Raw genomic sequence first — 23,480 nt, forward strand, 5'->3', positions numbered from 1 at the left:
GAGTTCTATGGATTGGATGGCAATTTATACGAACGTCAGTACCGGGATCATCTAAGCGGTTACCGCCTTTGGGACCAATTGTCTCATGCTACCGATTGGATACTCTATGAAAAGAATACAGGCAGTTATGTGGGCATCGATGAAGTGGCTCTTTCAAGAGGCGAACTTTATACCATCCTGATCAACAAAGAAGCCAAGGGCAAGAAAGGCTCTATCATCGCTATCATAAAAGGAACTGATGTCAAAACGGTCTGTAATGTGCTTTTAAAGATGTCCCGCAGACGAAGGTTCCAGGTCAGGGAGATAAGCCTGGATATGGCTCCCAATATGGAGTTGATAGCTAAAACCTGCTTCCCCACCGCTAAAAGGGTTATCGACCGCTTTCACGTACAGCAGTTAGCTTTCGATGCTGTTCAACAGATGCGTATAAAAGCCCGTTGGCAGGCTTTGGACAGGCAAGCCGTAGATATGGCAGTAGCTAAAGCAAAAGGTGAACGATACATCGCCCCGACTTTTGAAAACGGAGATTCTCTTAAACAGCTTTTAGCACGCAGCCGTTACCTCTTGTTCAAGAAAGAATCCCTGTGGACTCAAACACAGAAGCAAAGAGCGGAGATCCTGTTCAGGGAATACCCCGATATTAAAAAAGCTTATTGTTTGGCTATGCAGCTTGGATTGATCTACCATCAGGCTAAGACCAAGGATGTGGCTTTAACACGGCTGGCAAGGTGGTATGATCAGGTCGATAAATCAGGATTCCTCTCTTTCGGGACAATAGCCAGGACTATACAAACACATTACCTGAATATTATTAACTTTTTTGACAGACGTTCTACCAACGCGGCAAGTGAATCGTTCAATGCCAAAACAAAAGCAATCCCTCAGCTTTTTACGTTGATCCATTTTTTGCCATTTTCACAGGGTTGCCCTAAAAAGAAAAATCCCTGAAACTGTCTATTTTTCAGGGATTTGCTTCGTTTTGCTACTCTTCTTAAGAGGTGCCACCAGAAAGAGAACCTTAACTGTATCTCTATTGATAGTCAACCTTTTATATTTTTTTAAATTTGGAATCCCACACGATTTAGCACACGATTATTTTTCATCGTTCTGCTCGCTATTTGCATGATTTCTGTTGTAAAGGTAGGAAAAAGTCGGGAAATGAGGGCTATTTTAAGGGTGGAAATTAGCAGAAAGAACCTTTTTGCCCTGTACACAAGGCAAAAATACCACACTCTTGTTTCGTGCATAGGACGAAATGGAGATGTTAGTAACTCATAATGTGGGTGTTGTTAGGTCGTTTGAATTGGGGGAAAACTCCAAGTGAAAATCGAATGTGTATTGTGTTTTCATCTTGTCCGAAATTATTGCTTTTTTTCGGACAAAACAGAGTATTGAGATGAGTTGAGGGTGTTTTTGTTCTATCGACAAAACAAAAATACGCCATTTCCGTTTTGCGTATAAAACAAAAGAGGCTTTTATCACTCACTTGTTAGGCAAATCACTCCCAATATATTCCTCTACTCATTTAGTTGACTTGCGCAGTTCTTGCGCGTTGACTCGTATGGTGACTTGTGCAGTAGAAAAGAATTATTGTTTCTAAAGGAAGCATCTATAGACTTAAAAATTAGAAAGATTGCTATATATCCAAACTTTTGCATATCTTTGTAACCACCGTAACTGTTACGGATGTAACAAAGATAAAGAGCATGAAGTTTTATAACAGAATAAGTGAACTGGCCGAGCTGAAACGGATACAAAACTTATCGTTCAGCGACCACTCCCGTCTAACTGTAGTAACAGGAAGAAGAAGGATTGGTAAAACGAGCCTCATCATGAAATCGGTCGAGGATTTACCGACTGTCTATCTGTTTGTCGGCCGTAAAAGCGAAGCAACGCTCTGTTCGGAGTTTATTCCGATTGTCAGTCAATCACTCGACACATTTGTTCCTGCAGAAATACGCACCTTCCGATCATTGTTTCAATATCTAATGGAGCTGGCTTCACAAAAATCGTTCAATCTCGTTATTGACGAATTTCAGGAGTTCTACAATATCAATGAATCGGTATATAGCGATATGCAGAATATCTGGGACACCTATCGAAAAAAAACCAAAATGAATCTGATTGTGTCCGGCTCTATTTATTCGTTGATGCAGAAAATATTCCAAAACAATAAAGAACCTCTATTTGGTAGAGCGGACAATATTATTAAGCTTTCAGCTTTTGATTTAACCACGCTAAAAGAAATTATGCGTGATTACAATCCAAGTTACACTAATGATGACTTACTCGCACTCTATACATTTACAGGTGGGGTTCCCAAGTATGTTGAGTTATTTTGCGATAACATCACATTGAGTATAGATGAAATGATTTCATTTATGGTTCGGGAAAATTCTCCCTTTACCGATGAAGGGAAAAACCTATTGATAGAAGAGTTCGGAAAAAATTATGCGACCTACTTCTCTATCCTAAGTGCCATCTCGGGAGGTATCAATACACAACCCGAAATAGAAGCTGCATTAGGAGATAAAAGCATTGGTGGACAAATCAAGCGATTGATTGAAGATTACAATATCATTATTCGCCAACGGCCTATATTAGCAAAAGAAGGAAGTCAAGCCGTGCGATATGAAATACAAGATAATTTTATCCGTTTTTGGTTCAACTATTTCGACCGCCATCGCTCACTGATAGAGATAAAGAACTTTATTGGTTTACAGGCTATCATCAAAGCTGACTATCCAACTTATTCCGGTATCATGTTGGAAAGATACTTCAAACAGCAGCTTGCCGAAAGTTTCCAATACCGCGCCATTGGCTCATGGTGGGAGCCTAAAGGTAATCAGAACGAAATTGATATTGTTGCCCTGAAATTGGAGAAAAACCAAGCAGTAGCAGCAGAAGTAAAGCGACAAAAGAAAAATTTCAAACCAGAACTATTGGCAGCAAAGGTGGAACATCTTAAAAATAAGCTATTGCCTAAGTATCAGATTGAGATGGTTTTTTTGTCGTTGGAAGATATGTAGATTTCTTAATTATCAACATGTTACACTGATATTTACTTAACCTCGTGTCTAAAAGAAGTTAAAGTCCTACTTTAATGGGGCGTAAATGGGAAGTATTAGCATCCTCTGCTTTATTATTGAGAAAAATTCCGCTATTCGCTTTTTTAATCCGTTTTTTTTGTACTTTTGCTCTCTGAAAGTTTGCATAGTCCTAAAATTATGATAGAGAAAGTGTCTATAGAAAATGTCTTGTCATTTAGAGATGAAGAGACTTTGAGTTTCGTCGCCAAGAAAGAAAGAAGCGAGAAAACTAGTAATCAGCTATACAACTCAGTGGAGTTAGTCAATGGTGTTCCTCTTCTGAAGTGTGTGTTTTTCTTTGGTAATAATGGTGCTGGTAAATCCAATTTTATATTTGCTCTAAGAAACTTTGCGGAGTTGGTCTCATCTTTCAAGAAAAAACGTAATGAAAAAATCCCATATGCTCCTTTTGAATTTGATGACCAAACTAAAAAATCACCTTCAAAAATGTCAATATCTTATCATATTAAAGATATTAGATACACATATCGAGTTGATTGGGATGAAAATTATATTCGATATGAAAAATTAGAAAAAAAAATAGGACGTGGCAAAGATCGATGCATATATGAAAGGTTTTACAACGAAATGCAAGACACTACAGAGATTATTTTTTCTGATGCAAGTATTGATGATGATACTCGTTATCAGTTAAAGCATAGCACTATCTCTAACACCACTGTGTTGTCTGTCATAAGCGAGCTTAATGTACCTTGTACTGTTTTAAAAGATAATTTTGATTTTTTCGATAGTTCCCTAAATGTAACTCCAATGCGTGGGATATCGTTAACAGGAGGACTCCCAGTTGGGAGGAGTGCAAAGGAGGTTGTTTGCAAAGAGGTTATACTTGGTTTGATTAATGATATTGGTATCAATATAGTTGATTTTGACATAGTAAAACATGAGCTTCCTAAGGAGCTATTGGAGAAATTGAATTCTATTTTCACATCAGAAGAAATAGAAAAAGAGCGCTATCAAGAAGTAGCAACTTTTATTCATCATACTGAAAAATATGGGAATAAATTATTATCAGAGAGTGCTCAATCTGATGGTACCTTGGCTATTATAAAATTAATGATAGCTTTCTACCATACAGCCATAGATGGCGATTGTACAATCTTAGATGAAGTTACAGTTGGAATCCAACAAAAAGCTTTTAGTCGGTTATTGAAATTCTTTTTAAACATAGCAGGTAGATCGCAGCTAATTTTTGCGTCATATGATTACAGTTTATTGGAATTTGAATATATGCGTAGAGATTCGGTAAGGTTCTTCTCTAAAAACTTGGACGGGGTTTCATCTGTACAAACAATAAACTTGAAAAATGTACATAAGAACCTCAATTTTCGCAAATACGTTTTACAGAACAACAAATGGGGACAATTACCCCAGATGTGCGATGATGATACTTGGGTGGAACATTTAGATAAATATCGAAATAAAATATATCATTTGCAATAAAACAAGATAGCGGTAAAATTTAAAAGAATATCCAAATTGGATATTCTTTTTTTGTCATAAATGTGTCGTAATTGAGGTTATTACCGCTATTAAGTATTTTTAACATACGAAAGCTTGTGTGTTAGAAATGTTTTTTTGAATCTTTGTGAATATTAACATAAAAATGTAAATAGAAAATATATTCAAATGAGCGTAACAAGCATTTCTTCCAAAAACAAAAATCTTCTTTGGGCAGTATCTGCCGGAAGATGTGAATATGCAGGATGCAATAAGGTTCTGCACACAGACATTCTGACTAACAAAAAGTGTAATAGTGCATACATAGCCCATATTGTTGGCGATGAGTCGACCGGGCCACGAGGAGATGTGAAACGGTCAAAGCTATTAGCAAATGACATTAATAACTTAATGCTACTTTGTGATACACATCACAGAATGGTAGATGCGGATGAAATTACATATACTGAATCCTATCTTCTTGAAATGAAACGACAACATGAAGAACGCATCAAGCGAATAACGGATATCGCTCCCAATATGTCCAGTGAAATAATTCTATATGGAGCAAATATAGGGGTTAATAACTCTCCTTTGTCCTATCAATCGGCAAATGAAGCGTTGTTATACGATTATTATCCTGCAAGCGATTATCCGATTGAGTTGGGATATAAGAATGCTTCTTTAACAGATGATATGGACGCTTATTGGATCACTGAAGAAGCTAACCTTTTTACGCAGTTCAATCTGAAAATAAAGCCACGATTGATGCAAGGCAATACTGACCACTATTCGGTGTTTGCAATTGCTCCGCAACCATTGCTTATAAAGTTCGGAGTATTATTAAACGATCTGAATAATGTCAAAGTATATCAGAAACACAGAGAGCCTTCTACATGGAAATGGCAAACTGCTTCTTCTGATATTGAATATATTCTTCGCGAACCAGACGACAAAACGAAAGTTCCGGTTCTTGTATTTAGCATGAGTGCGACAGTAACATATGATAGAATACAAAAAGCGTTGGGGAATAATACAAGTATATGGGAAATCACCATAAACGGTGCTCCTCACAACGATTTTTTAAAAACTGAAGCATTGCTGTCTGATTTTCGTCGAACTGTCCGACATGCTTTCGATAAGATCAAATCATATCACGGTTATACGGGATTACATATTTTCCCAGCTATGCCCGTTTCTGCATCCGTTGAATTGGGTCGAGTTTGGATGCCCAAAGTCGATATGCCAATGACGATATATGATGCGAATAAGGAGAAGAACGATTTTTACAAGACAATAACAATAAAATAAATAGATATGCTTACGCAAGAAGAAAAAAAACAATTCAGCGAGATTTTAGAAACACTCGGCGAAACATTGGACATCACAGAAACCCAATATAAAGCCGCAGTTAGTAGTTATGGCGCAGTAGGCGAATGGTTGGCGAAGCCGGAATCATCACTTGCTCCATATAAACCGATCATTCGTCCGCAAGGCTCATTCATGCTTGGAACGATGATTAAGCCCGTTTGTGAAGATGACGATTTGGACATTGATTTAGTATGTGAATTGACAGGAAAAAATCCGCAGTGGACACAATATCATCTTAAACAGGCGGTCGGGAATAGGCTCAAAGCTAACGAAACTTACAAAAATATGCTTGACGAAGAAGGGAGAAGATGTTGGACATTGATGTATTCCGATAGTGCCAATTATCACATGGATATACTACCGAGCCTTGTTTGTAACGGGTATAATACTGTACTTGAAAAGGCTTTTTCGGCTACAGCGTTGGACAAAGATTACGAATCATTGGCAATACGTATAACAGATAATAAACACAGCAACTATTATACTGATACGGTTGCTGAAAATTGGATGAAAAGCAATCCATTCGGTTATGGTAGATGGTTTTTCAATGCAGCCGATGTTACCTCACTGCGTAAATCCATAATATTGTCGGAAGCTATAAGCCCCGTACCAAAGTATAATAAAGAAAAATTACCGCTCCAGCGAGTTGTTCAAATTCTGAAACGACATCGAGATATGATGTTTAACGGAGATGAACACAAACCTATTTCCATTATTATTACAACTTTGGCTTCAAGAGCATACAACAAAGAAACTTCTATCATAGATGCGCTGACAAATGTAGCCGCCAATATGAATAACTATATTGAAAGCCGTTATGACCCAAATACAGGTAAGATTGTAAAATGGATTCCGAATCCGGTAAATCCCGAAGAAAACTTTGCTGACAAATGGGTGGAACATCCTCAAAGGGAAAAGAATTTCTATAAATGGCTCGACCAAGTTGAATCAGACGTACAAGCCATTGTTCAAAAACGAGGGTTGCAATATATAGCCGAAGCAATGAAAAAGCCTTTTGGAGAGCAGGCTGTTACAAAGACGTTCTCTACTTTAGGCGAAAGGAATCGTAATCTTCGGGAAAGTGGGGTGTTAAAAATGGCAGCAGGTACAGGTATTCTTAGCACAGTAGGTAATGTAGCCGCAGCCGCACATAATTTTCATGGTAATGACTAAAAAGAAACGAATTTCGGTACATGCTCAAGGGGGAATGCTTCGGCATCTTTTCCCTGATTCTACTTTGAAAATCGTTGGATATGATAAAGGGCTAATTTGGGAAGGAAAGCTTCAACCAACTAATTTAAGCATAACTTACAATATTAAGGTAGAGTATAATATAGGATGCAACCCTAATATATATGTACTTAGTCCAAATCCCTTGCCTTTGGCTAAGGATGCGACTAAACTCCCGCATACCTATAATCACGAAAAACAGCACTTATGCTTGTATCATAGGCTCATGAATGAATGGAATGAACGTAAAATGATTGCAAAAACAATTATTCCGTGGACGAGCGAATGGCTGCTTCATTATGAGATTTGGGTAACCACCGGTACTTGGCATGGTGGTGGAATACATTAAACGTGGTTTATAAAGTCAACCATAAAGTGAGAAAACGACTTTAAGCAAGAATCAATCCACTTGCATTGTTTGGATTGAAAAGCAAATTTTGAAAGTTATGGCTAAAAAAGTTACAGGTAAAGCCGCTGCTTCTGCCGCTTCGAAAGTTTTGAGAGATGGAAGAACAAGTGCTACGAGCAAAACTGCTGCCGGAAGCGCACTTTCTCAAAGAGAAAAAAGCAGTAAAAAAGGGAAGTAAATTTATTATTAATTTTAATTTTTATATTTATGTCAACAACTAAAATGTTTGGAAGCTCATTTTCTGAAACAGAAAAGCGAGCTGTGTGGAACAAGGGTATAGTTATTTCTGGATATGATCCAGATGAAGTACGAAAAGATAGATGTGGTGCATGGATCCATTATGACAAATATGGGGATACAACAGAAAACGGTTATGGGTGGGAGATTGATCACATTAAGCCAAAATGCAAAGACGGCACAGATAATTTATCAAATCTACAGCCTCTCCACTGGCAAAACAATAGAGCAAAAGGAGATGATTACCCAGCTAATGATTATTGTGTAGTAAGTGCATCAAAGTAGTTTTTATTATTCGATAAATTAATTTGGAAATAATTATGAACAGAGAAAAGGATTGACAAAAAATGTCTGTTTTTATCAATCCTTATATTCTCACTTTTTAGATTTGTTAAACACCTCTCTTATGGAAAGGCTGAATAAAGCAATGCTTTTAGGAGATTTACTCTTTTCGTAAACGAAAAGGAAGAAATCTTCTAAAAGCCAAAGGCCTTGGCATTGCTGTTTCAGACTTGAAATATACCTTGTTTCACAAATATAAAATGGATTATCCCTGTCGAAATCCCCGTTTGGGCTTCTTCTTTTTTCTTTTCATCGGAATTTGATCCTCCTCTTTATTGGCATCAGGAGTAAGCAATCCCAATGCAGAAGACAAGCCCAAATCAGGGAGATTGAAACTTTGCTTATCTTCAATATCGTTTGAAAGGTTGTCGTCTTGTTTATATGCAACCTTGTTTTCATTCGGTTCGTCCTGCTTATCTGCATATAAGCCTGTTTGCATATCTGTGTTTTTTCTTTCATTGGAAATCTGGCGTTCTTGCATATTAAGTTGTTCGAAGAGACTGCCGTTCTTCATCGTGTTGCAGTATTCAAAGGTTTCAGTTAGTTGGCGTTGGTAGCCGAATAGTTTATCAAATCCCTGTTCTGCTTGTTGGAACAGGTTCTTCCTGTCGAAACCGCCCTTAACCGTTCCTCTCTTGGTGTTCTTGTGGTTGGTAAGCGGGGATAACTTCTTTTTGTTGGATTGGTCTTTACGGCTCACAATCAAATGACAATGCAGATTCAGGTTATTATCTGACCTGTTTCGGTCGAAATGTATCTTTCCGTAAAACTTTATATCCTCTGCCGATAGTCCTTTGTTGTAGTTCTTGGCATATTCGGGAATAACCACTTCACGGATATACCGTTTCATGGCTTCGGCTTGTTCCTGTTCGGTATTACCCATTACCCGAAGCTCCTTTTCTGACGGGCTGACATGGATAGCATAAAACTTGGCATCTGTTTTCATTAGTTGCCCTATATTGCTGTCTATATCTTTTATAACCTGTGATTTATAGATATTATCGTCTGTCAGATTGAAAAAGCCCTCTGTATAGATTCCTTGCTCCATGCGTTCCATGTCCTCATGTTCCAAATAATTACATAGCTTTCGGCTACTGCCTGCATTATTATATGTGCCTTTGGACGGTGGCGGGAAATCTATGTTCATGAGTTATTGGCTTATCAGGTCGTTAATCTCGGTTCTTAGGTTCTCTTTGCGTTTGCCGTCCATTACTCCGCATGTTGCCAGTTCCGAATAAAGGGAAATCAGTTTCAATAACTTCTGATTGTTTCTTTGCTGGGTTTGGATTTGCTTATTTATAGCATTGGAATGGCTATCAATAGTAGCAGATAGTTTATCAAGGCTTGCGGACTGGTTATTTATTACTACTGCTATTTTGCCGAAATGCTCGTCTAACTTTTTCAGAACATTGACAAGGTTATCTTTTGAGGTGTTTATTTCTAAATTTACTTTTTCCGTTAGGATTCCGACAGCCGTATCGAACTTAACGGCTATTGAATGGCTTGTTCGTATCATCGGGTTGAGTTGTTCTTCTTCGTAGTGGCGAATGAAACGGATAATATCATCCTGCCGTTTGTTAATCTTGGATAGTTCTGATTTTACCGATTCGGGAGCATCCGCAGGGTTGATATGTGCCTTGTCGATGTACCCGAATGCCAGCTTTACAACTTCACTCTTTTTCAGCGAATAGCGTTTACATATCTTTTCTACTAAACGCCCTGTTTCCTTGTCTATGGAAACAGTAGTATATATAATCTTTTGGGCTTCATCTTTCATGATAATTACTTTTTAATGGAATTTCATGTTATTAAAAGTCTGATAATTAGCGATAAATACAAAAGGCTAATTATTGGACTAATTATAGCGGTTTAGTATAAACCGCTAAAGCCGAAGGCTTTGCCCCGCAGGGCAAGAGGAAGAACAGGACGAAGTCCAGTTCCCTCTTGCTTAATTTAGCAAAACAAACAGAGCCGATAAGCGAGGTTGTTTCTGCTAAATGCGGAGCCATTACTTGAAGGCGTAAACTAAAAACAAGCCTTCATCATTTGCCTTATTCTGCTTAAAACATAAAATGCAGAATCATTCATCTTTTTCATCATTATTATCTGTCGGATGCTTCTTTTCAAACTGCTGATAGGTTTGAAAATCCATATGCTCACGAACAAAAGCGCGGACATCTTTTACTCGGTAATAGGTCTTATGAGCTATCATAAAGAAAGGCAGTTTTTTACTAGAACGATACCGCTGGAGCGTACGATATGACACTTTTAAGAGAAATGCTAAATCTTGGTTATCCAACAGTTTTTCATCTTCGTCAAATACTTCTTTGGTGTTGATAAGCGATTTCAGGTCTTGACCTATATCGTTCAACTTCTTGGATAGTTTACCCATCCATTTTTCGAAATCTTCATTATCTATATACATAATTTGCTTCGTTTTACTTATTAAACATTCAATTTATCAATGCATTGACGAAGCAAAGCTCGGCAGAACGGAGTAATTAAAATAGGGGAATCCCTATGGACTCCCCTGTAAAATATTTGTAAAAAGCTCATATACAGCAAATTGTAAACCAATTATTTTTCATCTTGTTTTACGACTTGCTTTTATTATTAGATTTCTCAGATAATCTAATGCTCTGGTTAGATTAAATGGTTTACGGCTAAATACTCTCTTTTTAGATTTATAGATACTTCCGAAATTGAAATTAAAAGCTTGTTCCAAAGCTTCAGAGATAAGGATAAGCGGGGCAGGATTCCCCTCTTCATTAAGGAACTGCCTGGATAGTTCAAATGAGACAGCAAACTCTCCCATACTATCAATCCCCAAGCCCTCTTTGGGCTTAGGGACAAAATAGACCTTTGATTTACAGGGTTTAATGCTATTATTAACGAATAAGGGTACTTGCAGAAATGTGAGTTTCAGCAAGTCAATTTCTGATTCAAGGAATAAGGTTGCTTTTCTAAGGTAGGCAAATTTCAGGGCATTTTCCCCCCTGCTCGTGTTGATAAAAGGTTTGTAAAGCTACTAACTCAATACGAGTAAAACTCAGCATCCGAAAGACTTCTATATTATTTTCGGATTGGCTGACTCTTCTTAGCTGTTCTATAAAGCACCCATAGGCATTTTGCATTTCTTCGTTTGCTACTTGTGAAGGTTCAGATAATAAACTGAACAATCTCATTTTTAATAATTCATTCATAAGCATAAATTTTAATGGTGAATATTATAATCAGACCGAAGTCCTATTTTATGCTGAATGATAATTTAAAAATTAAATATGTTGGGTTGAAGAAAGGTTCTTTGTTAAGAACTTACGCAATGAGCTAACCGAGTAAAAGACACATCCTTGATTCTGTTGTTCTAATTGGTTTATTGTCATAGATGAAGCAGCCCACACTGCAGATAAGCACGTAATTCCGACTCTTTTACATTCCACAACATCGGAAATTGCATCACCGACATAAACCATTTCATTTAAGTGTAAATTGTAGTTATTAAGTAAGTGTTTAATTGCTTCGGATTTTCTATTTCTCTCGGCAGAACCTGTCTCAATCCTATCAAAAAATTGTTCCATACCAAATTGCTGTAATGTAATATCACAGCTTATCTTTCCTTTTCCTGTTATTAGAGCAACAGGAATATGTCTATTTTTCAGTTCGTTAATCAGTTCTATTATGCCGTCAAATGGCTGAGGACATAATACATGCATTTTTTTGTAGATAGTATAAAAATCGTTCAATGCCGCTTCCCAATTATTGCCCGGAACAATTTGCTTTATCATACCTTCCTCGTCTAACCCAAAAGCCTGTATAATATCTTCTTCTGAAAGCTCATGCTGCGTATATGGCTTCACAGCCATTTTAAAAGCTTTGATACATAGTGGGATTGTATCTCCAATGGTACCATCCAAATCAAACGCGACCAATTTAATCATTGTCTTTTTCTCCTTTTATTGTAAATCTATAATTTTACTGGAAAACATTTCCATACAGCAAATATATACCTTGTTTTAAGGAAAATTAGGGTAATATTTTTCGTTATATATGTACATCTTCTCTATTATGCGTATATTTACAACATGAAACGAGAAAACTTACATCAGCCGTTTGAGATTAGCATCAGTGAACTAGATGAATCTCTTCTAAAAGAGCATGACCACACTTTTTTTGAATTGGTTTATATATTTTCCGGAACTGGAAATCAATGGATTAATAACAGTAAGTTTTCTTATCATGACGGTCATTTATTTATGATCACCCCGGGGGATTCGCACTCTTTCGAAATTCATACGATGACCAAGTTTATCAATATAAAATTCAATGACATTTATATTCATTCAGCGGTATTTGGTGCCGAAAACATACAACGGTTGGAGTTTATTTTACAGCATGCCAACCATCAGCCGGGATGTATATTGAGGAATAAGACGGATAAGCTATTGGTAAAACCTATGATTGAGGCTATTATCCGCGAATACGTCAATAGAAATATTTATAGCAAAGAAATTATCACGCAGTTAATCAATACAATAATTATTGTTGTGGCACGTAATATTGCCATATTCTTGCCGGAACAACTGGATGAACGTTCAGAAGAAAAATCACTTGATATTCTACAATATATCCAAAATAACATTTATCAACCCGATAAAATTAAAGCAAAAACGATAGCACAGCACTTCGGAATTTCGGCAAGCTATTTAGGACGCTATTTCAAGAAACACACCAACGAAACTATGCAACAATTTATCTTGAACTATAAACTACAAATGGTGGAAAACCGATTGTTGCATAGCGAGATGAGGATAAACGAAATTGTAACCGAGCTGGGGTTTACCGATGAGAGCCACCTGAATAAACTGTTTAAGAAATACAGGGGATGCAGTCCGTCGGATTTCAGGAAAAGAGGATAAGGGAAAAGGTATCTTACCAAATATAAGGGATAAGCCGGTATTTTACTTTAAACGAATACTCTCGATATCCTTTCAACTCTCTTTTCAACATCTTATCTTCCAGATTAGTCCTGATACATATTAGTATAATAATAACAGCCGATGGGATAAATGTATAAATCGCCCCTGCCAGCAAAGGAATCGACAATGCCCATAGGATAATGGAACTATAACCCGGATGGCGGACAACAGCATATACTCCTGTGGATATAACCGTTTGATTTCTTTCGGTTTGGATGCGTGAAGATGATTCGAAGTATTTATTTGTCAATAGAGACTTTGTGCTGATAATAACCGAAAGAATGTACAGGACCAATCCAATATACACGTAGTTAAAACCTATATGCGGCCATTCGAGCCGTATATCCAGCCCTATGAAAACATTCATTATAACAAAGGTGAATATCACATACAGCGACAACAGTATTTTATCCCATGATTTTGTACCGGCTTTGATATTCTTCACCCTTTCATTCAGCACTTCCGGGTTGTGGCGGGAGATTACCCATAATTCGGTGATATAGCTTCCGGCGAGGATACAGAAGTAGATCAGGAGTTGTCTACCAATGTCAAAAGTCCCTGCCGCAATCAGTATAATTCCGATTTGAAACAGTAGTTGCATGCACATCCGTAGGATGTACCGGATTCCATGTATGGATAATTGGGATAGATTCTTCATACTCTTTACATTTTTATTGGTGGTAAAAGTAAAGAGACTGAAAGGATTAATTCTTGACTTAGGTCAAGCCTATGTGTTTTTATCTAACTTTTTTCTTATTCTGCTTAGTGTTTCGGGAGAGATACCTAAAGTCGAAGCAATATGTTTTAAGGGGATTTCTTTTTCTATATCGGGATAATCGTTTAATAATTCCATGTATCTTTCTTCGGCAGTATCGAAATACAGAGCCAAGGCAATACCACGCCAACCAAACATGGAACGTTCGGCAAGTGTAGCTCTGAACTTTTGGGTATCTGTATTCATGTCTAATAACTCCATGATTTGCCCGTAAGTAAACAATACGATCTCATAATTATCCATTGCCTGGACACAGAGTTCGGCTCTTGTTTTCTTTAGGAACGAATGGTAGTCTCCGATAAATGGAAACGATTTGCTAAACCAAAGGGTGCGTTCAGTGCCTTCCTTATCTATTTTGTAATATCTGAATTTCCCCGAATCTACATATCCCATATATTTGGCCGGATCTCCCTGCATTTGAAAATGTTCACCTTTCTTTATTAAGATGTGTTTTAGTAGGTTAACGTATTCAATAGCTTTTGCCTCGTCTATGTTCAGACTAGTTAGCAGGTTGATTAGATTGGTCATATATTATTAAAACTTACTTTTCTCGTAATTATAGGGAATGCTTGTTCCCACAAGTACATCTTCGATTTTTTCGATAATTAACCAGTCGTCCATATTCCCCTGATGTTCTAAATCAAGTGCAGGATCAATCTTTTCCAGACCAGAGAATTCAACCAATATCAGGCATTTCTTATGCCATCGCTCCTTCTGCTTGTCTGTTAGGTCAAGTTTCGGATTATTCAGCTTTTCTATAATCTCGGGATCGGCAAGTTTGGTGTAGTTATCAACATGAGTCACTATGGCTTTGGCAGAAATCTTCTTCGAACCTTTCTGCATGAAGTAGAGGGTTTCACCTTCATTCACCCGGCTGTGGGGAATTTTTCTTCCTGCCGCTCCACGAACGATCATCGTTTTACTGCTATTGAGTATTTTATCTAATACTTTGGCTTTGTCATCACAATATACTAAGTGTACCACTTTACCCTTTACCATGTTTATTTAGTCAAATGATATAATACCTGAATGCCAAGACCAAATGTCATCATTCGTTCCTTTTTGTTAGTTAGAAGCTGTTGCGTCCAGTCAAGTAGCCCACCGTCAGCAATTTCAATAGTATTGCCGCCAATCACTATTTGCTGTTTTATCCTGAAACCATGATAATAGTTATTATCATGTTGCGGCTTAACAGCCGCAACTTCAAGACTACTTTTTTTCCGGACATACGATATTGTTTCCGTTATTAGCGGGCTTTGACAGTCATAGCCTTTGCACGGAATAATCTCATAATATATTTTATCCACTCCGAAACTTTTACATATTTCATACGATGTAGTCAGATGTTTTAATAGTTCTTCTTTTTCAAAAGTGAAACTACCAGTATCTCTACCGCATGAAATCAAAGCAAGAACAATAAAATGAGGCGTGAAATTAGGATTATCAAAAACTTGTGTCCTTATTACCCGTGAAATATTACTGTAATTGTAGGTTTTGTTATCTAATTCTCCTTTTTTCTTTAATGCCGCATAATGTAGTGCTATTGCGTTAGTTGGGTCGGCCTGTACTTCCGTATTTCTCAAAGCGGTAAGGACTTTCTTTTGATCTACCGTTGCTATAACACTACTTGTCCCAAGCTGTGCAACCGGGGAAAGTTCTACGGGTTTAAATCCTTTGCTTGCTATTAATTTATAAGTCCGCAATTCATTTTCTTTGTAGTCCAAAACATCTTCTAACGGGGCGGGTTTAACAAGTTTGTTGCTCTCGTATTTCTGTAATAAAGACGAGGGTGTTTCCTGCTGAACACGCCTGTTAAAAACATCCAGTAAAACCGTGTTTAACTCTGACCCACTTAATTCGTCGGCAAGTATTTTGTCTATATCCTGCAAATCCAATTTGCTGATAATATGAGCGCCTATGTCTTTTTTCATTGCTTTCTAATACTATATAAATGTTCGTCAAATATTTTGCCTTCTTTCATTATCGAGGACTTAATAATGGCCTCTTTTTCAAAGCCTACTTTTTCCAAAACTTTCATTGAGCCTATATTGTACTCGTAAATATTCGCATAAACCCGCAATAAATTAAGTTCCTCAAAGGCAAATTTTAAGCATTTCCTTACTGCATCGGTCGCATATCCTCTGCCCCAATAAGGTTCTCCAATCCAATATCCTATTTCTGCATTAATACGATATACATCATTTTGCGGAATCAGGCTACAACAGCCGACGAACGTATCATTATCATATATGCCGAAAACGTGTCCTAATACACCATTTGCGGCTAATTCAAGAAAAGTAACAGCATCTTCAACCGTATAAGGATATGGAAAAGCATCCCGTAGATTTACAGCAATTACATGATTATTTGCTAATTTCTGTATTTCTTCGGGTGCAGCTTTGTTTATATTCCTTAACTGTATCATTTTAATATATTTATGTTTTCTGCAAAGTTACCTCAATCTGATAAATGAATCGGTGTAAAAATGAATCAAAAAAATATTAATAAGTTTTGATTTTTTAGAAAATTGTTGCTTGAACGAGATTTGTAAGGTATGGAAATGCAGTAAAACCATCCCTGTCAATAAAATGCTTTCCGGTTTCCAAGAGTTTAAATTGAGCATTTAATTTCTTTGCTAGCACTTCTGAATATGGATACGGTACAATGTCGTCATCTTCTGCTGATATAACCACTCTGTTCTTTATGGTTTCAATAAAGTTAGAATGATCAATTTCTTCTTTTACAAATTCAGAAAGTTCCGGGATAGGTGAATTTTCGATAAATCCGGAGACAAGAAAAAGAGACTCTATATTATCTGTATTCTTATTCTCGAGAAATCTCAGTATAGTTACACAGCCTAAGCTATGGCCTATAAAGATTGATTTATCATCCAAGTTTGTGATATTAGCCTCTAAAAAGTCTAGCCATTCTTTTTCTACCGGTGCATGAGAGTTAGGCATATCAAATATATGCACTCTTATATTTTCAGATTCTAAGTGATTTTTCAGGTCAGGATACCAGTTGGCTTGTGAGTTGGCAGTATATCCATGAACGACATATATGTTATAGGGTTGAGTCATTTGTATTTGATTTAGAACAGTACTTTTTCAGCTATTTCATCATAACTATTAAAGATTTCAGTAGCTTCCATAAGCTTTTCAGTCCTAAAAGAGGTAGTTAGTGCGAATACTTTACATCCGGCTTCTTTAGCAGATTTAATGCCATTCGGAGAGTCTTCAATTACGATTGTGTTATCGACTGAAGCAGGTAATGTTTGTAAGGCTTTGATATACGGATCAGGAAAGGGCTTATGCCTTTCAGTATCTTTTTCGGTGATCAATAAGTCAAATAAGTCAGCAAGATAAAAATGTTTGTCAATCAGTCCAAACGTGTATGTCGATGTGGAACTTACCAACGCTGTTTTGATATTTCTATTTCTAACCTCATTAATAAAAGCAGTGAACCCCTCAACTAGTTTCATTTCAGGTATCAGTTCAAAGAACTGCTCGTTCTTTTCCTGCAAAAGTGACTGATAAGGATTCTTTTGTTTATCGAGGTTTTCATATATATGCTTAAAGAAAACTTCATCCGGTTGCCCTATAAAGTCGTCAAAGATTGAATCGGGGTATTGGATTGAATGGGAATCCAGAATTATTCTTTTTGCTTTTGCGTGAATGGGTTCTGAATCTACGATCACACCATCTAAATCAAAGAATATTGTATTAATCATTGTTCTGATCTCCATTTATTTTGCGGATAACTCTGCAAGGATTTCCAACGGCTAAACTATTTGCAGGTATATTTTTGGTTACAACACTGCCTGCTCCGATAACACTGCCTCTTCCAATGGTAATCCCGGGCAGGATAATCACTCCTCCTCCAATCCAACAACCATCCTCAATAGTCACAGGAAGGGCATATGTTCGACGGATGTATTCGTAACCCTGAGGAGTTTCAACTGGGTTTAGCCGTTCGTTTAACTCTATAGGATGTGTTACTGTGTAGATTTGCACATTGGGGGCTATCAGTACATTATTGCCGATAGTGATTTTATTGCAATCAATGAATATACATCCGGTATTTACCGTAACATTGTTCCCAATGTGAATATTACAACCATAATCGCAAATAAAAGAGTGGCCAACAGAAACTTTTGTCCCTATACTACCAAACATTTCTTTTAGTATTTTATATTTCTCCTCTTTGTTATCGTAAGGTAACGAATTGTATTTCATCAACAAATCAACGGTTTTACCTTTCAACTTGAGAAAAGCCGGATCATGGCAATCATACCATTCGCCCGCCAAACACTTTTCCATCTCTGTTTTCATAAGCCTTTATTTTTTATTGATATAGGATTTTATATCAAGAGCAAAGGTATGTCTTTGTTACATTGATGAGGGGTAATATTTTTCGCTATATATGTACATTTCCTCTTTTGTACTAATATTATAGTGTGAAAAGAGATTATTTACAAGCCAAAAGCTACCAACTCTAGCCACTTCTTCTCATTTCACAAGCCCTCTTATTCCTTCATCTATCTTTGTCGGCAGAACGTAATAAACCGAACAGATATGGATATTATCGCAATAGAAAAAGAATCTTTTGATTCCTTCAAAAAGAAACTGGAACGGATAGCTTCATTAGTTCCGAAACAGCCATCTAACAACACTCTGTACATAGAACAGGAATGGATTGAGGGCAAAGAACTGGCTGCTTCTCTGAATCTGCCACCTCGCCGACTGCAACATCTTCGTGAAAGTGGTAAACTTTCATTTTCTACCATCGGAAAGAAAATCTACTACCGGATATCCGAAGTGAAATCTCTATTAGAACAAAGTAAAATCAATTCAAAATAGCTTTTCCATGCAACTATATACCAATCAAGATAGCCGGGAACTATTACAGGCATTAAAGAATGCTTTGCCCTATATTGAACACGTCCTGAAAACGCATAAGCCGTTATTTGACGGTGAACGTTATCTAACAAGCGAGGAGCTCTGTTCTATTCTTAAAATATCTCGACGCACTTTACAGGATTACCGGAAGAACGGAGTTTTGCCATTTATTCAGTTACCGGGAAAAGTTCTGTTTCGTGAGTCTGATATTAGAAAGGTTTTGGAAGAACGGTTTCGTCCCGCTTATGATAGTTCTTTATAAGGGTGGTTCTTTGGTTATCTGAACGGCTGAACATTCGTGAGAATGAGTCAGCCGTTTTTTCTTTTATCAAACTTACTTCCCAAAACTTTCTTTTACGCCTTGCATATCCCGGAGAATACTTTGATCTAACACTTTTGCATAACGTTGTGTCATTCGGGTATTCGTATGCCCAACCATTTTTGCTATGTTTTCTAACGACACATTGTTCGCCAGCGTAACCACTGAGCAGAACGTATGGCGTCCTGTGTGCGTGGAGAGCTTCTTCTTAATTCCGCAGCAATCGGCAATTTCTTTCAAACAGCAGTCTTATTGGCATTATCAGCTCTTTATCAATTGATTACAAAGAGTCAGATTTAGAGAGGTAACGATTTAGTAACGGTTCTTTCTGCTTGTGTTTGCACTATTTTACATGTACCGAATAAATCTCCAAACAAAAATAAATAATATTTTATTTTTCGAATAACATTTGATTCGTATTTTTTTTGAAACGTGTTGAAAAGATAAGAAAAATTACTGAACACCTTCGGTCCAAATTTTACGCAAAGGCATAAAGAATCTTTCCAATAGAGAAATATCCTCTGTTATAATATCAGCTTGAGCTTGCATCTCCGGTAGATAAGGAAATTCTTTATTATATGAGGTTTTTAATCCATCTGGCAATTCAATTTCTACTGCATAATAATCTATACCTTGCATGTCCTTAACTGGAACAATAGATATGTTTTTTACAAAACCTTTTACAATTCCAAATTCATTATCAGGAAAGTTTGAAAACCGAATGTTTACTTTCTGCCCCGTCTTTACTTTCCCTGAACGGGTTAAAGCCATCTGAGCTTTTCCTATTATTTCTTTGTTACCATTTGGAATAACAGTGAACACTATTTCTCCCACCGTTACATTTTGATTTTTTACCCAATAGTTTGTAAATGTTACTTGCCCATCTATTGGAGTAGCAAGAGCATAGTTCAATTCCCACGCCTGTATTTCTGATATTAATTGGGAAATATATGTCTTAAGTTGTGCCTCCAATTGATTCTTTTTATTCTGATATTGATATTCTGTATCAAGCAAATTTTCTTGCATTTGGGTGGTTTGTATTTGCGTATTTTGAATTGTGGAATTAATATTTTCTAAAGATAAATAGCCTTGCAAATATTGATTGCGACTAGTTTCCAATTCTTCAGAAGATATGACCCCTTTCTTATTAAGAAGGGAATCTCTTTGATATTGATTCTTATTAAGTTGAAATTGTTCATTGACTATTGTCTTTTGCCCTATTATATTTTTATAATAATCCTGATATTGCTTAATCCGTTCTTCCATAAATTCATTTTTTTTAGAATAATATTGTAAGCGTTTGAATTCATGATAATCGAAAAGAGTAATATAAAAACTTGAATATAATGATTGTATTGATCCTAAATTCAGATTTTTAGATGGTAGTAGAATAACTGTATCTATTTTTTGATTTAGTTGGTCTATATAGAGTTTTAATGTTTGTATATCTTCTGTATTTGCCGGATTCTCAATAATTGCCAGATAATCCCCAGCATTTACTTGCTGTTTATCCTCGATTCTCAGCTCCTGAATTTTTCCTGAAGTACGGGCAACCAAAGATGCGGCAGGAGTAGAGCTAGTAAGTGTCATCGAGGTAGATATTGTGTCAGGGTATTTAAAGATAGCACTTCCTATCAGAATTATCAGAACAATAATTGCAATTAGAGTAATTCCCCAGCGAAGTATCCATGATGGAACACTACCCAATACTTCCTGAAATTCTTCACTACGAAGTTCAACTTGTCTATCAATATCTATCTTATCTTTATTGGACATCAAATTCATTATTTACATACCTAACTCTAGTTGATTTTTAACTAATGTGTAATAGGCACCTTTTTTATCTGTTAATTCTGTGTGTGTGCCCTCTTCTATTATTTGTCCTTTATCTAACACTACAATATTATCTGCATTCTGTACAGTACTTAAACGATGAGCAACTATGACAACAGTTTTACCTCTATAAAAACTATTCAGATTATCCATTATAGTTTTTTCATTATTTGCATCAAGAGCATTCGTGGCCTCATCGAAAAATAGAAAATACGGATTCTTGTATACAGCACGAGCTATTAGCAATCGCTGACGCTGTCCTTGACTTATACCATTACCTTCCATCTCTATTTTTGTGTTATATTTTAATGGTAATGATTCTATGAACTCTTTTATATTAGCAATTTCTACCGCATGAAGTAAGCGTTGTTTATCAACCATATCCTCTCCTATTGCGATATTATTAGCAATAGTATCAGAAAAGATAAATCCATCTTGCATCACTGCTCCTGATTTTTTTCGCCATAAATGTGGATTTATCTCATTGATAGGGATATCTTTTATTTTTATCGTCCCTTTATTTGGTTGGTAAAAAGCCAACAAGAGTTTTATTAAAGTAGTCTTACCACTTCCGCTAGCGCCGACTATAGCTGTAATTTTATTTTCAGGTATTTTCAGGTTAATTCCATTTAGTACATAGTTTCGATCAGCTCCATCATAACTAAAATATATATCCTCTATATGAATAGATCTATTTAATGGTAGCTCGTTAATTTTTGAATCTATGCTTTGTTCTTCATCTTCCTTATTATGTATCTCATTCAGACGCTCAAGACTTATTTTAGCATCCTGTGCTGCTTGTACAAATCCAATAACCTGACCTATCGGGCCAGACAGTTGGCCAATAATATAACTAACTGCCATCATCATTCCTAATGTCATATCTCCTTCAATAACCGAACGGGCAGCAATGAATGAAATAAAAAGAGAAGTAGTTTGGCTGAAAAATACTGAACCTATCTGTTGATACTGTCCTAAGGCGAGCCCCTTAATTCTTATTTTAAAAAGTTTAACTTGTATTCGTTCCCATCTCCACCGTTGTTGTTTTTCGCAATTATTAAGTTTGATCTCTTGCATGCCTGTCACAATCTGAACTAGGTTACTCTGATTTGCAGACGCTTGGGCAAAGCGAGCCATATCCAGTTTACGACGATAGCTAAGAAAGAGGAATATCCATAAAATATACAAAGTATTTCCTAATACAAAAACGCCTAATATTATCAGATTATAATAAGCTAGGATAATTGCAAATATGATAAAATTAACAAAAGAAAATAAGGTCATTAATGTAGAACCGGTCAAAAATGATCTGATACGATTATTATCACCTACACGTTGCATAATATCACCAACATTTTTCGAATCAAAAAAACGTAAAGGTAGTTTCATTAACTTGGCAAGAAAGTCTGAAATTAAAGATATACTAATGCGACTGTTAACATGAAGTGTTATCCAGTTCCTTATAAATTCAACAGTTAATTGGGCAATTAAAACTAATGTTATAAAATTCAGATTGTTATTACCGATTCCTTGATCTACTACTGATTGTGTTAAAAAAGGAAAGATTAATGACAAAATACTACCAATCAATAAGCCGATAATGAGCTGTATTATCTGAGATCGATAAGGTTTTAAATAGCTAAAGAAATAAATTATACTCTTTCTCGAATTATCAGGTTCTTTATCATTCGTATAAAAAGCAGGAGTAGGATTTAAGAGCAGAGCTGTACCAGTATCTTCCTCTTTATTACGGGAACTAATCCAGCACTTGAGAAACCCAGACTTGTTCATAATATATTTTTCTCCTGCCGGATCTGAGATTTTTATTTCATAATTATCTCTTTTTTTCGTTTAATATCATAACAAACAACAAAGTGACTCTGGTTCCAATGGAGAATACAGGGCAAAGGCTTTTCTGAGGCTAATTGATCAAATGTTATTTTCACTCCATTTGTACGAAAACCAATAGCCTCAGCTGCATCGCTTATTCCCAACATAGATACACCCCTACGAGTAATAAAGCTTCTTTCTCGCAAATACTGGATGCTATAATTGCGTCCATAATATTTAGCTATTATGCGTAAACAAGTCGGACCGCAATCCATTGTATCAAGTTGGGAATAATTGGGAAAAGTTCTCATCGATAATTTTTAAAACCTTTTTTTTCAAAGCTAAATGTATTTTCATAAATTCAGGAAGAAAGTCTTTATAAAATGTACACATATCATTATTCCCATTTTCAAATTCATTTTCTATCCGCTGTATAGGACAACCTCCATTACAAACAGGTAAATATGAACATTTAGAACATGTTTTATCTTCAATAGGATCTGCTCCATACATTTGCCTATTTAACATAATATGATTAATTTCCTTTATTTCACCATCAATCAATTTACCAACGGCATACTGTTTATTGCCTATTATTTCCCAACATTTATATATATATATATATATATCCATCAGGATCAAGGGCTAGTGCGTTTTTATTTCGAATAGCGCATTCTTCAAAGAAACGACTAGGATAAGTAATCCATGGTGAA

Annotated in this window: 26 protein-coding genes and 2 pseudogenes; 11 read left to right on the forward strand and 17 right to left on the reverse strand. The window is 36.3% G+C overall.

Annotation, left to right across the window (positions count from 1 at the left end):
- The first annotated feature begins 12 nt into the window (after positions 1 to 12).
- The 8 genes from M2448_RS19025 to M2448_RS19060 all read left to right on the forward strand — a co-directional run bounded on the left by M2448_RS19025 (position 13) and on the right by M2448_RS19060 (position 8,079).
- Positions 13 to 948: a transposase gene (locus tag M2448_RS19025; protein WP_280647705.1), complete on the forward strand. Its 936-nt coding sequence runs from the start codon at positions 13 to 15 to the stop codon at positions 946 to 948.
- Between the two features lie 758 nt (positions 949 to 1,706).
- Positions 1,707 to 3,029 carry an ATP-binding protein gene (locus M2448_RS19030; protein ID WP_280647704.1) on the forward strand — a complete coding sequence of 441 codons (1,323 nt, stop codon included), beginning with the start codon at positions 1,707 to 1,709 and terminating at the stop codon, positions 3,027 to 3,029.
- Positions 3,030 to 3,227: 198 nt separating this feature from the next.
- A complete protein-coding gene (locus tag M2448_RS19035; protein WP_280647703.1) occupies positions 3,228 to 4,550 on the forward strand; it encodes an ATP-binding protein in 1,323 nt (440 codons plus the stop codon).
- A 186-nt stretch (positions 4,551 to 4,736) separates the two neighbouring features.
- A complete protein-coding gene (locus tag M2448_RS19040; RefSeq protein WP_280647702.1) occupies positions 4,737 to 5,858 on the forward strand; it encodes an HNH endonuclease in 1,122 nt (373 codons plus the stop codon).
- Positions 5,859 to 5,864: 6 nt separating this feature from the next.
- On the forward strand, positions 5,865 to 7,091 hold the full coding sequence (locus M2448_RS19045) for a nucleotidyltransferase (RefSeq protein ID WP_280647701.1): 1,227 nt from the start codon (positions 5,865 to 5,867) through the stop codon (positions 7,089 to 7,091).
- Positions 7,084 to 7,497 (forward strand): hypothetical protein, encoded by a 414-nt coding sequence (locus M2448_RS19050; RefSeq protein ID WP_255495495.1) that lies wholly within the window; start codon positions 7,084 to 7,086, stop codon positions 7,495 to 7,497. Before M2448_RS19045 ends, M2448_RS19050 begins: the two co-directional genes overlap by 8 nt.
- A gap of 97 nt (positions 7,498 to 7,594) precedes the next feature.
- The gene (locus M2448_RS19055) at positions 7,595 to 7,735 is read left to right on the forward strand and encodes a hypothetical protein (RefSeq protein ID WP_185155779.1); all 141 of its coding nucleotides are present in this window, start codon (positions 7,595 to 7,597) and stop codon (positions 7,733 to 7,735) included.
- 29 nt (positions 7,736 to 7,764) lie between these two features.
- Positions 7,765 to 8,079 (forward strand): HNH endonuclease signature motif containing protein, encoded by a 315-nt coding sequence (locus M2448_RS19060; protein WP_280647700.1) that lies wholly within the window; start codon positions 7,765 to 7,767, stop codon positions 8,077 to 8,079.
- Positions 8,080 to 8,341: 262 nt separating this feature from the next.
- On the opposite strand, the gene M2448_RS19065 is transcribed toward M2448_RS19060, so the two are convergent.
- The 5 genes from M2448_RS19065 to M2448_RS19085 all read right to left on the reverse strand — a co-directional run bounded on the left by M2448_RS19065 (position 8,342) and on the right by M2448_RS19085 (position 12,074).
- Positions 8,342 to 9,283 (reverse strand): DUF5712 family protein, encoded by a 942-nt coding sequence (locus M2448_RS19065; protein WP_280647699.1) that lies wholly within the window; start codon positions 9,281 to 9,283, stop codon positions 8,342 to 8,344.
- A 3-nt stretch (positions 9,284 to 9,286) separates the two neighbouring features.
- On the reverse strand, positions 9,287 to 9,913 hold the full coding sequence (locus tag M2448_RS19070) for a BfmA/BtgA family mobilization protein (RefSeq protein ID WP_280647698.1): 627 nt from the start codon (positions 9,911 to 9,913) through the stop codon (positions 9,287 to 9,289).
- 303 nt (positions 9,914 to 10,216) lie between these two features.
- Complete coding sequence (locus M2448_RS19075) at positions 10,217 to 10,561, reverse strand: helix-turn-helix domain-containing protein (RefSeq protein ID WP_280647697.1); 345 nt, start codon at positions 10,559 to 10,561, stop codon at positions 10,217 to 10,219.
- A 538-nt stretch (positions 10,562 to 11,099) separates the two neighbouring features.
- Positions 11,100 to 11,345 carry a hypothetical protein gene (locus M2448_RS19080; RefSeq protein ID WP_280647696.1) on the reverse strand — a complete coding sequence of 82 codons (246 nt, stop codon included), beginning with the start codon at positions 11,343 to 11,345 and terminating at the stop codon, positions 11,100 to 11,102.
- A 66-nt stretch (positions 11,346 to 11,411) separates the two neighbouring features.
- Complete coding sequence (locus tag M2448_RS19085) at positions 11,412 to 12,074, reverse strand: HAD hydrolase-like protein (RefSeq protein ID WP_280647695.1); 663 nt, start codon at positions 12,072 to 12,074, stop codon at positions 11,412 to 11,414.
- A 144-nt stretch (positions 12,075 to 12,218) separates the two neighbouring features.
- Here M2448_RS19085 and M2448_RS19090 point away from each other — a divergent pair, with 144 nt between their 5' ends.
- Positions 12,219 to 13,052, forward strand: a complete 834-nt coding sequence (locus M2448_RS19090; RefSeq protein WP_280647694.1) for an AraC family transcriptional regulator — start codon at positions 12,219 to 12,221, stop codon at positions 13,050 to 13,052.
- Positions 13,053 to 13,065: 13 nt separating this feature from the next.
- Here the strand turns inward: M2448_RS19090 and M2448_RS19095 are convergent, their stop codons facing one another.
- The 8 genes from M2448_RS19095 to M2448_RS19130 form a co-directional block, all read right to left on the reverse strand.
- The gene (locus M2448_RS19095) at positions 13,066 to 13,770 is read right to left on the reverse strand and encodes an isoprenylcysteine carboxylmethyltransferase family protein (RefSeq protein WP_280647693.1); all 705 of its coding nucleotides are present in this window, start codon (positions 13,768 to 13,770) and stop codon (positions 13,066 to 13,068) included.
- Between the two features lie 69 nt (positions 13,771 to 13,839).
- The gene (locus M2448_RS19100) at positions 13,840 to 14,415 is read right to left on the reverse strand and encodes a Crp/Fnr family transcriptional regulator (protein ID WP_280647692.1); all 576 of its coding nucleotides are present in this window, start codon (positions 14,413 to 14,415) and stop codon (positions 13,840 to 13,842) included.
- Positions 14,416 to 14,421: 6 nt separating this feature from the next.
- Positions 14,422 to 14,886, reverse strand: a complete 465-nt coding sequence (locus M2448_RS19105) for a hypothetical protein (RefSeq protein ID WP_280647691.1) — start codon at positions 14,884 to 14,886, stop codon at positions 14,422 to 14,424.
- 2 nt (positions 14,887 to 14,888) lie between these two features.
- Positions 14,889 to 15,818, reverse strand: coding sequence for a hypothetical protein (locus M2448_RS19110; RefSeq protein ID WP_280647690.1), 930 nt, complete (start codon positions 15,816 to 15,818; stop codon positions 14,889 to 14,891).
- Positions 15,815 to 16,312 carry a GNAT family N-acetyltransferase gene (locus M2448_RS19115; protein ID WP_280647689.1) on the reverse strand — a complete coding sequence of 166 codons (498 nt, stop codon included), beginning with the start codon at positions 16,310 to 16,312 and terminating at the stop codon, positions 15,815 to 15,817. The genes M2448_RS19110 and M2448_RS19115 overlap by 4 nt, the downstream gene beginning before the upstream one ends.
- 94 nt (positions 16,313 to 16,406) lie before the next feature.
- Positions 16,407 to 16,967: an alpha/beta fold hydrolase gene (locus M2448_RS19120; protein WP_280647688.1), complete on the reverse strand. Its 561-nt coding sequence runs from the start codon at positions 16,965 to 16,967 to the stop codon at positions 16,407 to 16,409.
- An 11-nt stretch (positions 16,968 to 16,978) separates the two neighbouring features.
- On the reverse strand, positions 16,979 to 17,617 hold the full coding sequence (locus M2448_RS19125; protein WP_280697226.1) for an HAD family phosphatase: 639 nt from the start codon (positions 17,615 to 17,617) through the stop codon (positions 16,979 to 16,981).
- The gene (locus tag M2448_RS19130) at positions 17,610 to 18,218 is read right to left on the reverse strand and encodes a sugar O-acetyltransferase (protein ID WP_280647686.1); all 609 of its coding nucleotides are present in this window, start codon (positions 18,216 to 18,218) and stop codon (positions 17,610 to 17,612) included. The genes M2448_RS19125 and M2448_RS19130 overlap by 8 nt, the downstream gene beginning before the upstream one ends.
- A gap of 243 nt (positions 18,219 to 18,461) precedes the next feature.
- Between M2448_RS19130 and M2448_RS19135 the strand changes: the two genes are divergently transcribed.
- The gene (locus tag M2448_RS19135; protein ID WP_280647685.1) at positions 18,462 to 18,746 is read left to right on the forward strand and encodes a helix-turn-helix domain-containing protein; all 285 of its coding nucleotides are present in this window, start codon (positions 18,462 to 18,464) and stop codon (positions 18,744 to 18,746) included.
- Between the two features lie 7 nt (positions 18,747 to 18,753).
- A complete protein-coding gene (locus M2448_RS19140) occupies positions 18,754 to 19,047 on the forward strand; it encodes a helix-turn-helix domain-containing protein (protein WP_280647684.1) in 294 nt (97 codons plus the stop codon).
- A 72-nt stretch (positions 19,048 to 19,119) separates the two neighbouring features.
- Here the strand turns inward: M2448_RS19140 and M2448_RS19145 are convergent.
- The 4 genes and pseudogenes from M2448_RS19145 to M2448_RS19160 all read right to left on the reverse strand — a co-directional run.
- Positions 19,120 to 19,344 (reverse strand): annotated as a pseudogene (locus tag M2448_RS19145) (tyrosine-type recombinase/integrase); the annotation flags it as partial.
- Between the two features lie 213 nt (positions 19,345 to 19,557).
- The gene (locus M2448_RS19150) at positions 19,558 to 20,880 is read right to left on the reverse strand and encodes an HlyD family efflux transporter periplasmic adaptor subunit (protein WP_280647683.1); all 1,323 of its coding nucleotides are present in this window, start codon (positions 20,878 to 20,880) and stop codon (positions 19,558 to 19,560) included.
- A 12-nt stretch (positions 20,881 to 20,892) separates the two neighbouring features.
- A pseudogene (locus tag M2448_RS19155) lies at positions 20,893 to 23,078 on the reverse strand (peptidase domain-containing ABC transporter).
- Positions 23,047 to 23,400: an SPASM domain-containing protein gene (locus M2448_RS19160; protein ID WP_280697228.1), complete on the reverse strand. Its 354-nt coding sequence runs from the start codon at positions 23,398 to 23,400 to the stop codon at positions 23,047 to 23,049. The pseudogene M2448_RS19155 and the gene M2448_RS19160 overlap by 32 nt, the downstream one beginning before the upstream one ends.
- Positions 23,401 to 23,480 lie beyond the last annotated feature (80 nt).

Source organism: Dysgonomonas sp. PF1-14, from assembly GCF_029892965.1.
GTDB lineage: Bacteria > Bacteroidota > Bacteroidia > Bacteroidales > Dysgonomonadaceae > Dysgonomonas.

Bases quoted from the DNA above. Each gene is read 5' to 3' on its own strand.
- M2448_RS19030 (WP_280647704.1), top strand. From the start codon at position 1,707: ATGAAGTTTTATAACAGAATAAGTGAACTGGCCGAGCTGAAACGGATA.
- M2448_RS19115 (WP_280647689.1), bottom strand. From the start codon at position 16,312: ATGATACAGTTAAGGAATATAAACAAAGCTGCACCCGAAGAAATACAG.
- M2448_RS19045 (WP_280647701.1), top strand. From the start codon at position 5,865: ATGCTTACGCAAGAAGAAAAAAAACAATTCAGCGAGATTTTAGAAACA.
- M2448_RS19100 (WP_280647692.1), bottom strand. From the start codon at position 14,415: ATGACCAATCTAATCAACCTGCTAACTAGTCTGAACATAGACGAGGCA.
- M2448_RS19075 (WP_280647697.1), bottom strand. From the start codon at position 10,561: ATGTATATAGATAATGAAGATTTCGAAAAATGGATGGGTAAACTATCC.
- M2448_RS19055 (WP_185155779.1), top strand. From the start codon at position 7,595: ATGGCTAAAAAAGTTACAGGTAAAGCCGCTGCTTCTGCCGCTTCGAAA.
- M2448_RS19035 (WP_280647703.1), top strand. From the start codon at position 3,228: ATGATAGAGAAAGTGTCTATAGAAAATGTCTTGTCATTTAGAGATGAA.
- M2448_RS19060 (WP_280647700.1), top strand. From the start codon at position 7,765: ATGTCAACAACTAAAATGTTTGGAAGCTCATTTTCTGAAACAGAAAAG.
- M2448_RS19090 (WP_280647694.1), top strand. From the start codon at position 12,219: ATGAAACGAGAAAACTTACATCAGCCGTTTGAGATTAGCATCAGTGAA.
- M2448_RS19070 (WP_280647698.1), bottom strand. From the start codon at position 9,913: ATGAAAGATGAAGCCCAAAAGATTATATATACTACTGTTTCCATAGAC.
- M2448_RS19120 (WP_280647688.1), bottom strand. From the start codon at position 16,967: ATGACTCAACCCTATAACATATATGTCGTTCATGGATATACTGCCAAC.
- M2448_RS19125 (WP_280697226.1), bottom strand. From the start codon at position 17,617: ATGATTAATACAATATTCTTTGATTTAGATGGTGTGATCGTAGATTCA.
- M2448_RS19050 (WP_255495495.1), top strand. From the start codon at position 7,084: ATGACTAAAAAGAAACGAATTTCGGTACATGCTCAAGGGGGAATGCTT.
- M2448_RS19095 (WP_280647693.1), bottom strand. From the start codon at position 13,770: ATGAAGAATCTATCCCAATTATCCATACATGGAATCCGGTACATCCTA.
- M2448_RS19085 (WP_280647695.1), bottom strand. From the start codon at position 12,074: ATGATTAAATTGGTCGCGTTTGATTTGGATGGTACCATTGGAGATACA.
- M2448_RS19135 (WP_280647685.1), top strand. From the start codon at position 18,462: ATGGATATTATCGCAATAGAAAAAGAATCTTTTGATTCCTTCAAAAAG.
- M2448_RS19110 (WP_280647690.1), bottom strand. From the start codon at position 15,818: ATGAAAAAAGACATAGGCGCTCATATTATCAGCAAATTGGATTTGCAG.
- M2448_RS19080 (WP_280647696.1), bottom strand. From the start codon at position 11,345: ATGCTTATGAATGAATTATTAAAAATGAGATTGTTCAGTTTATTATCT.
- M2448_RS19160 (WP_280697228.1), bottom strand. From the start codon at position 23,400: ATGGATATATATATATATATATATAAATGTTGGGAAATAATAGGCAAT.
- M2448_RS19065 (WP_280647699.1), bottom strand. From the start codon at position 9,283: ATGAACATAGATTTCCCGCCACCGTCCAAAGGCACATATAATAATGCA.
- M2448_RS19150 (WP_280647683.1), bottom strand. From the start codon at position 20,880: ATGTCCAATAAAGATAAGATAGATATTGATAGACAAGTTGAACTTCGT.
- M2448_RS19140 (WP_280647684.1), top strand. From the start codon at position 18,754: ATGCAACTATATACCAATCAAGATAGCCGGGAACTATTACAGGCATTA.
- M2448_RS19105 (WP_280647691.1), bottom strand. From the start codon at position 14,886: ATGGTAAAGGGTAAAGTGGTACACTTAGTATATTGTGATGACAAAGCC.
- M2448_RS19040 (WP_280647702.1), top strand. From the start codon at position 4,737: ATGAGCGTAACAAGCATTTCTTCCAAAAACAAAAATCTTCTTTGGGCA.
- M2448_RS19130 (WP_280647686.1), bottom strand. From the start codon at position 18,218: ATGAAAACAGAGATGGAAAAGTGTTTGGCGGGCGAATGGTATGATTGC.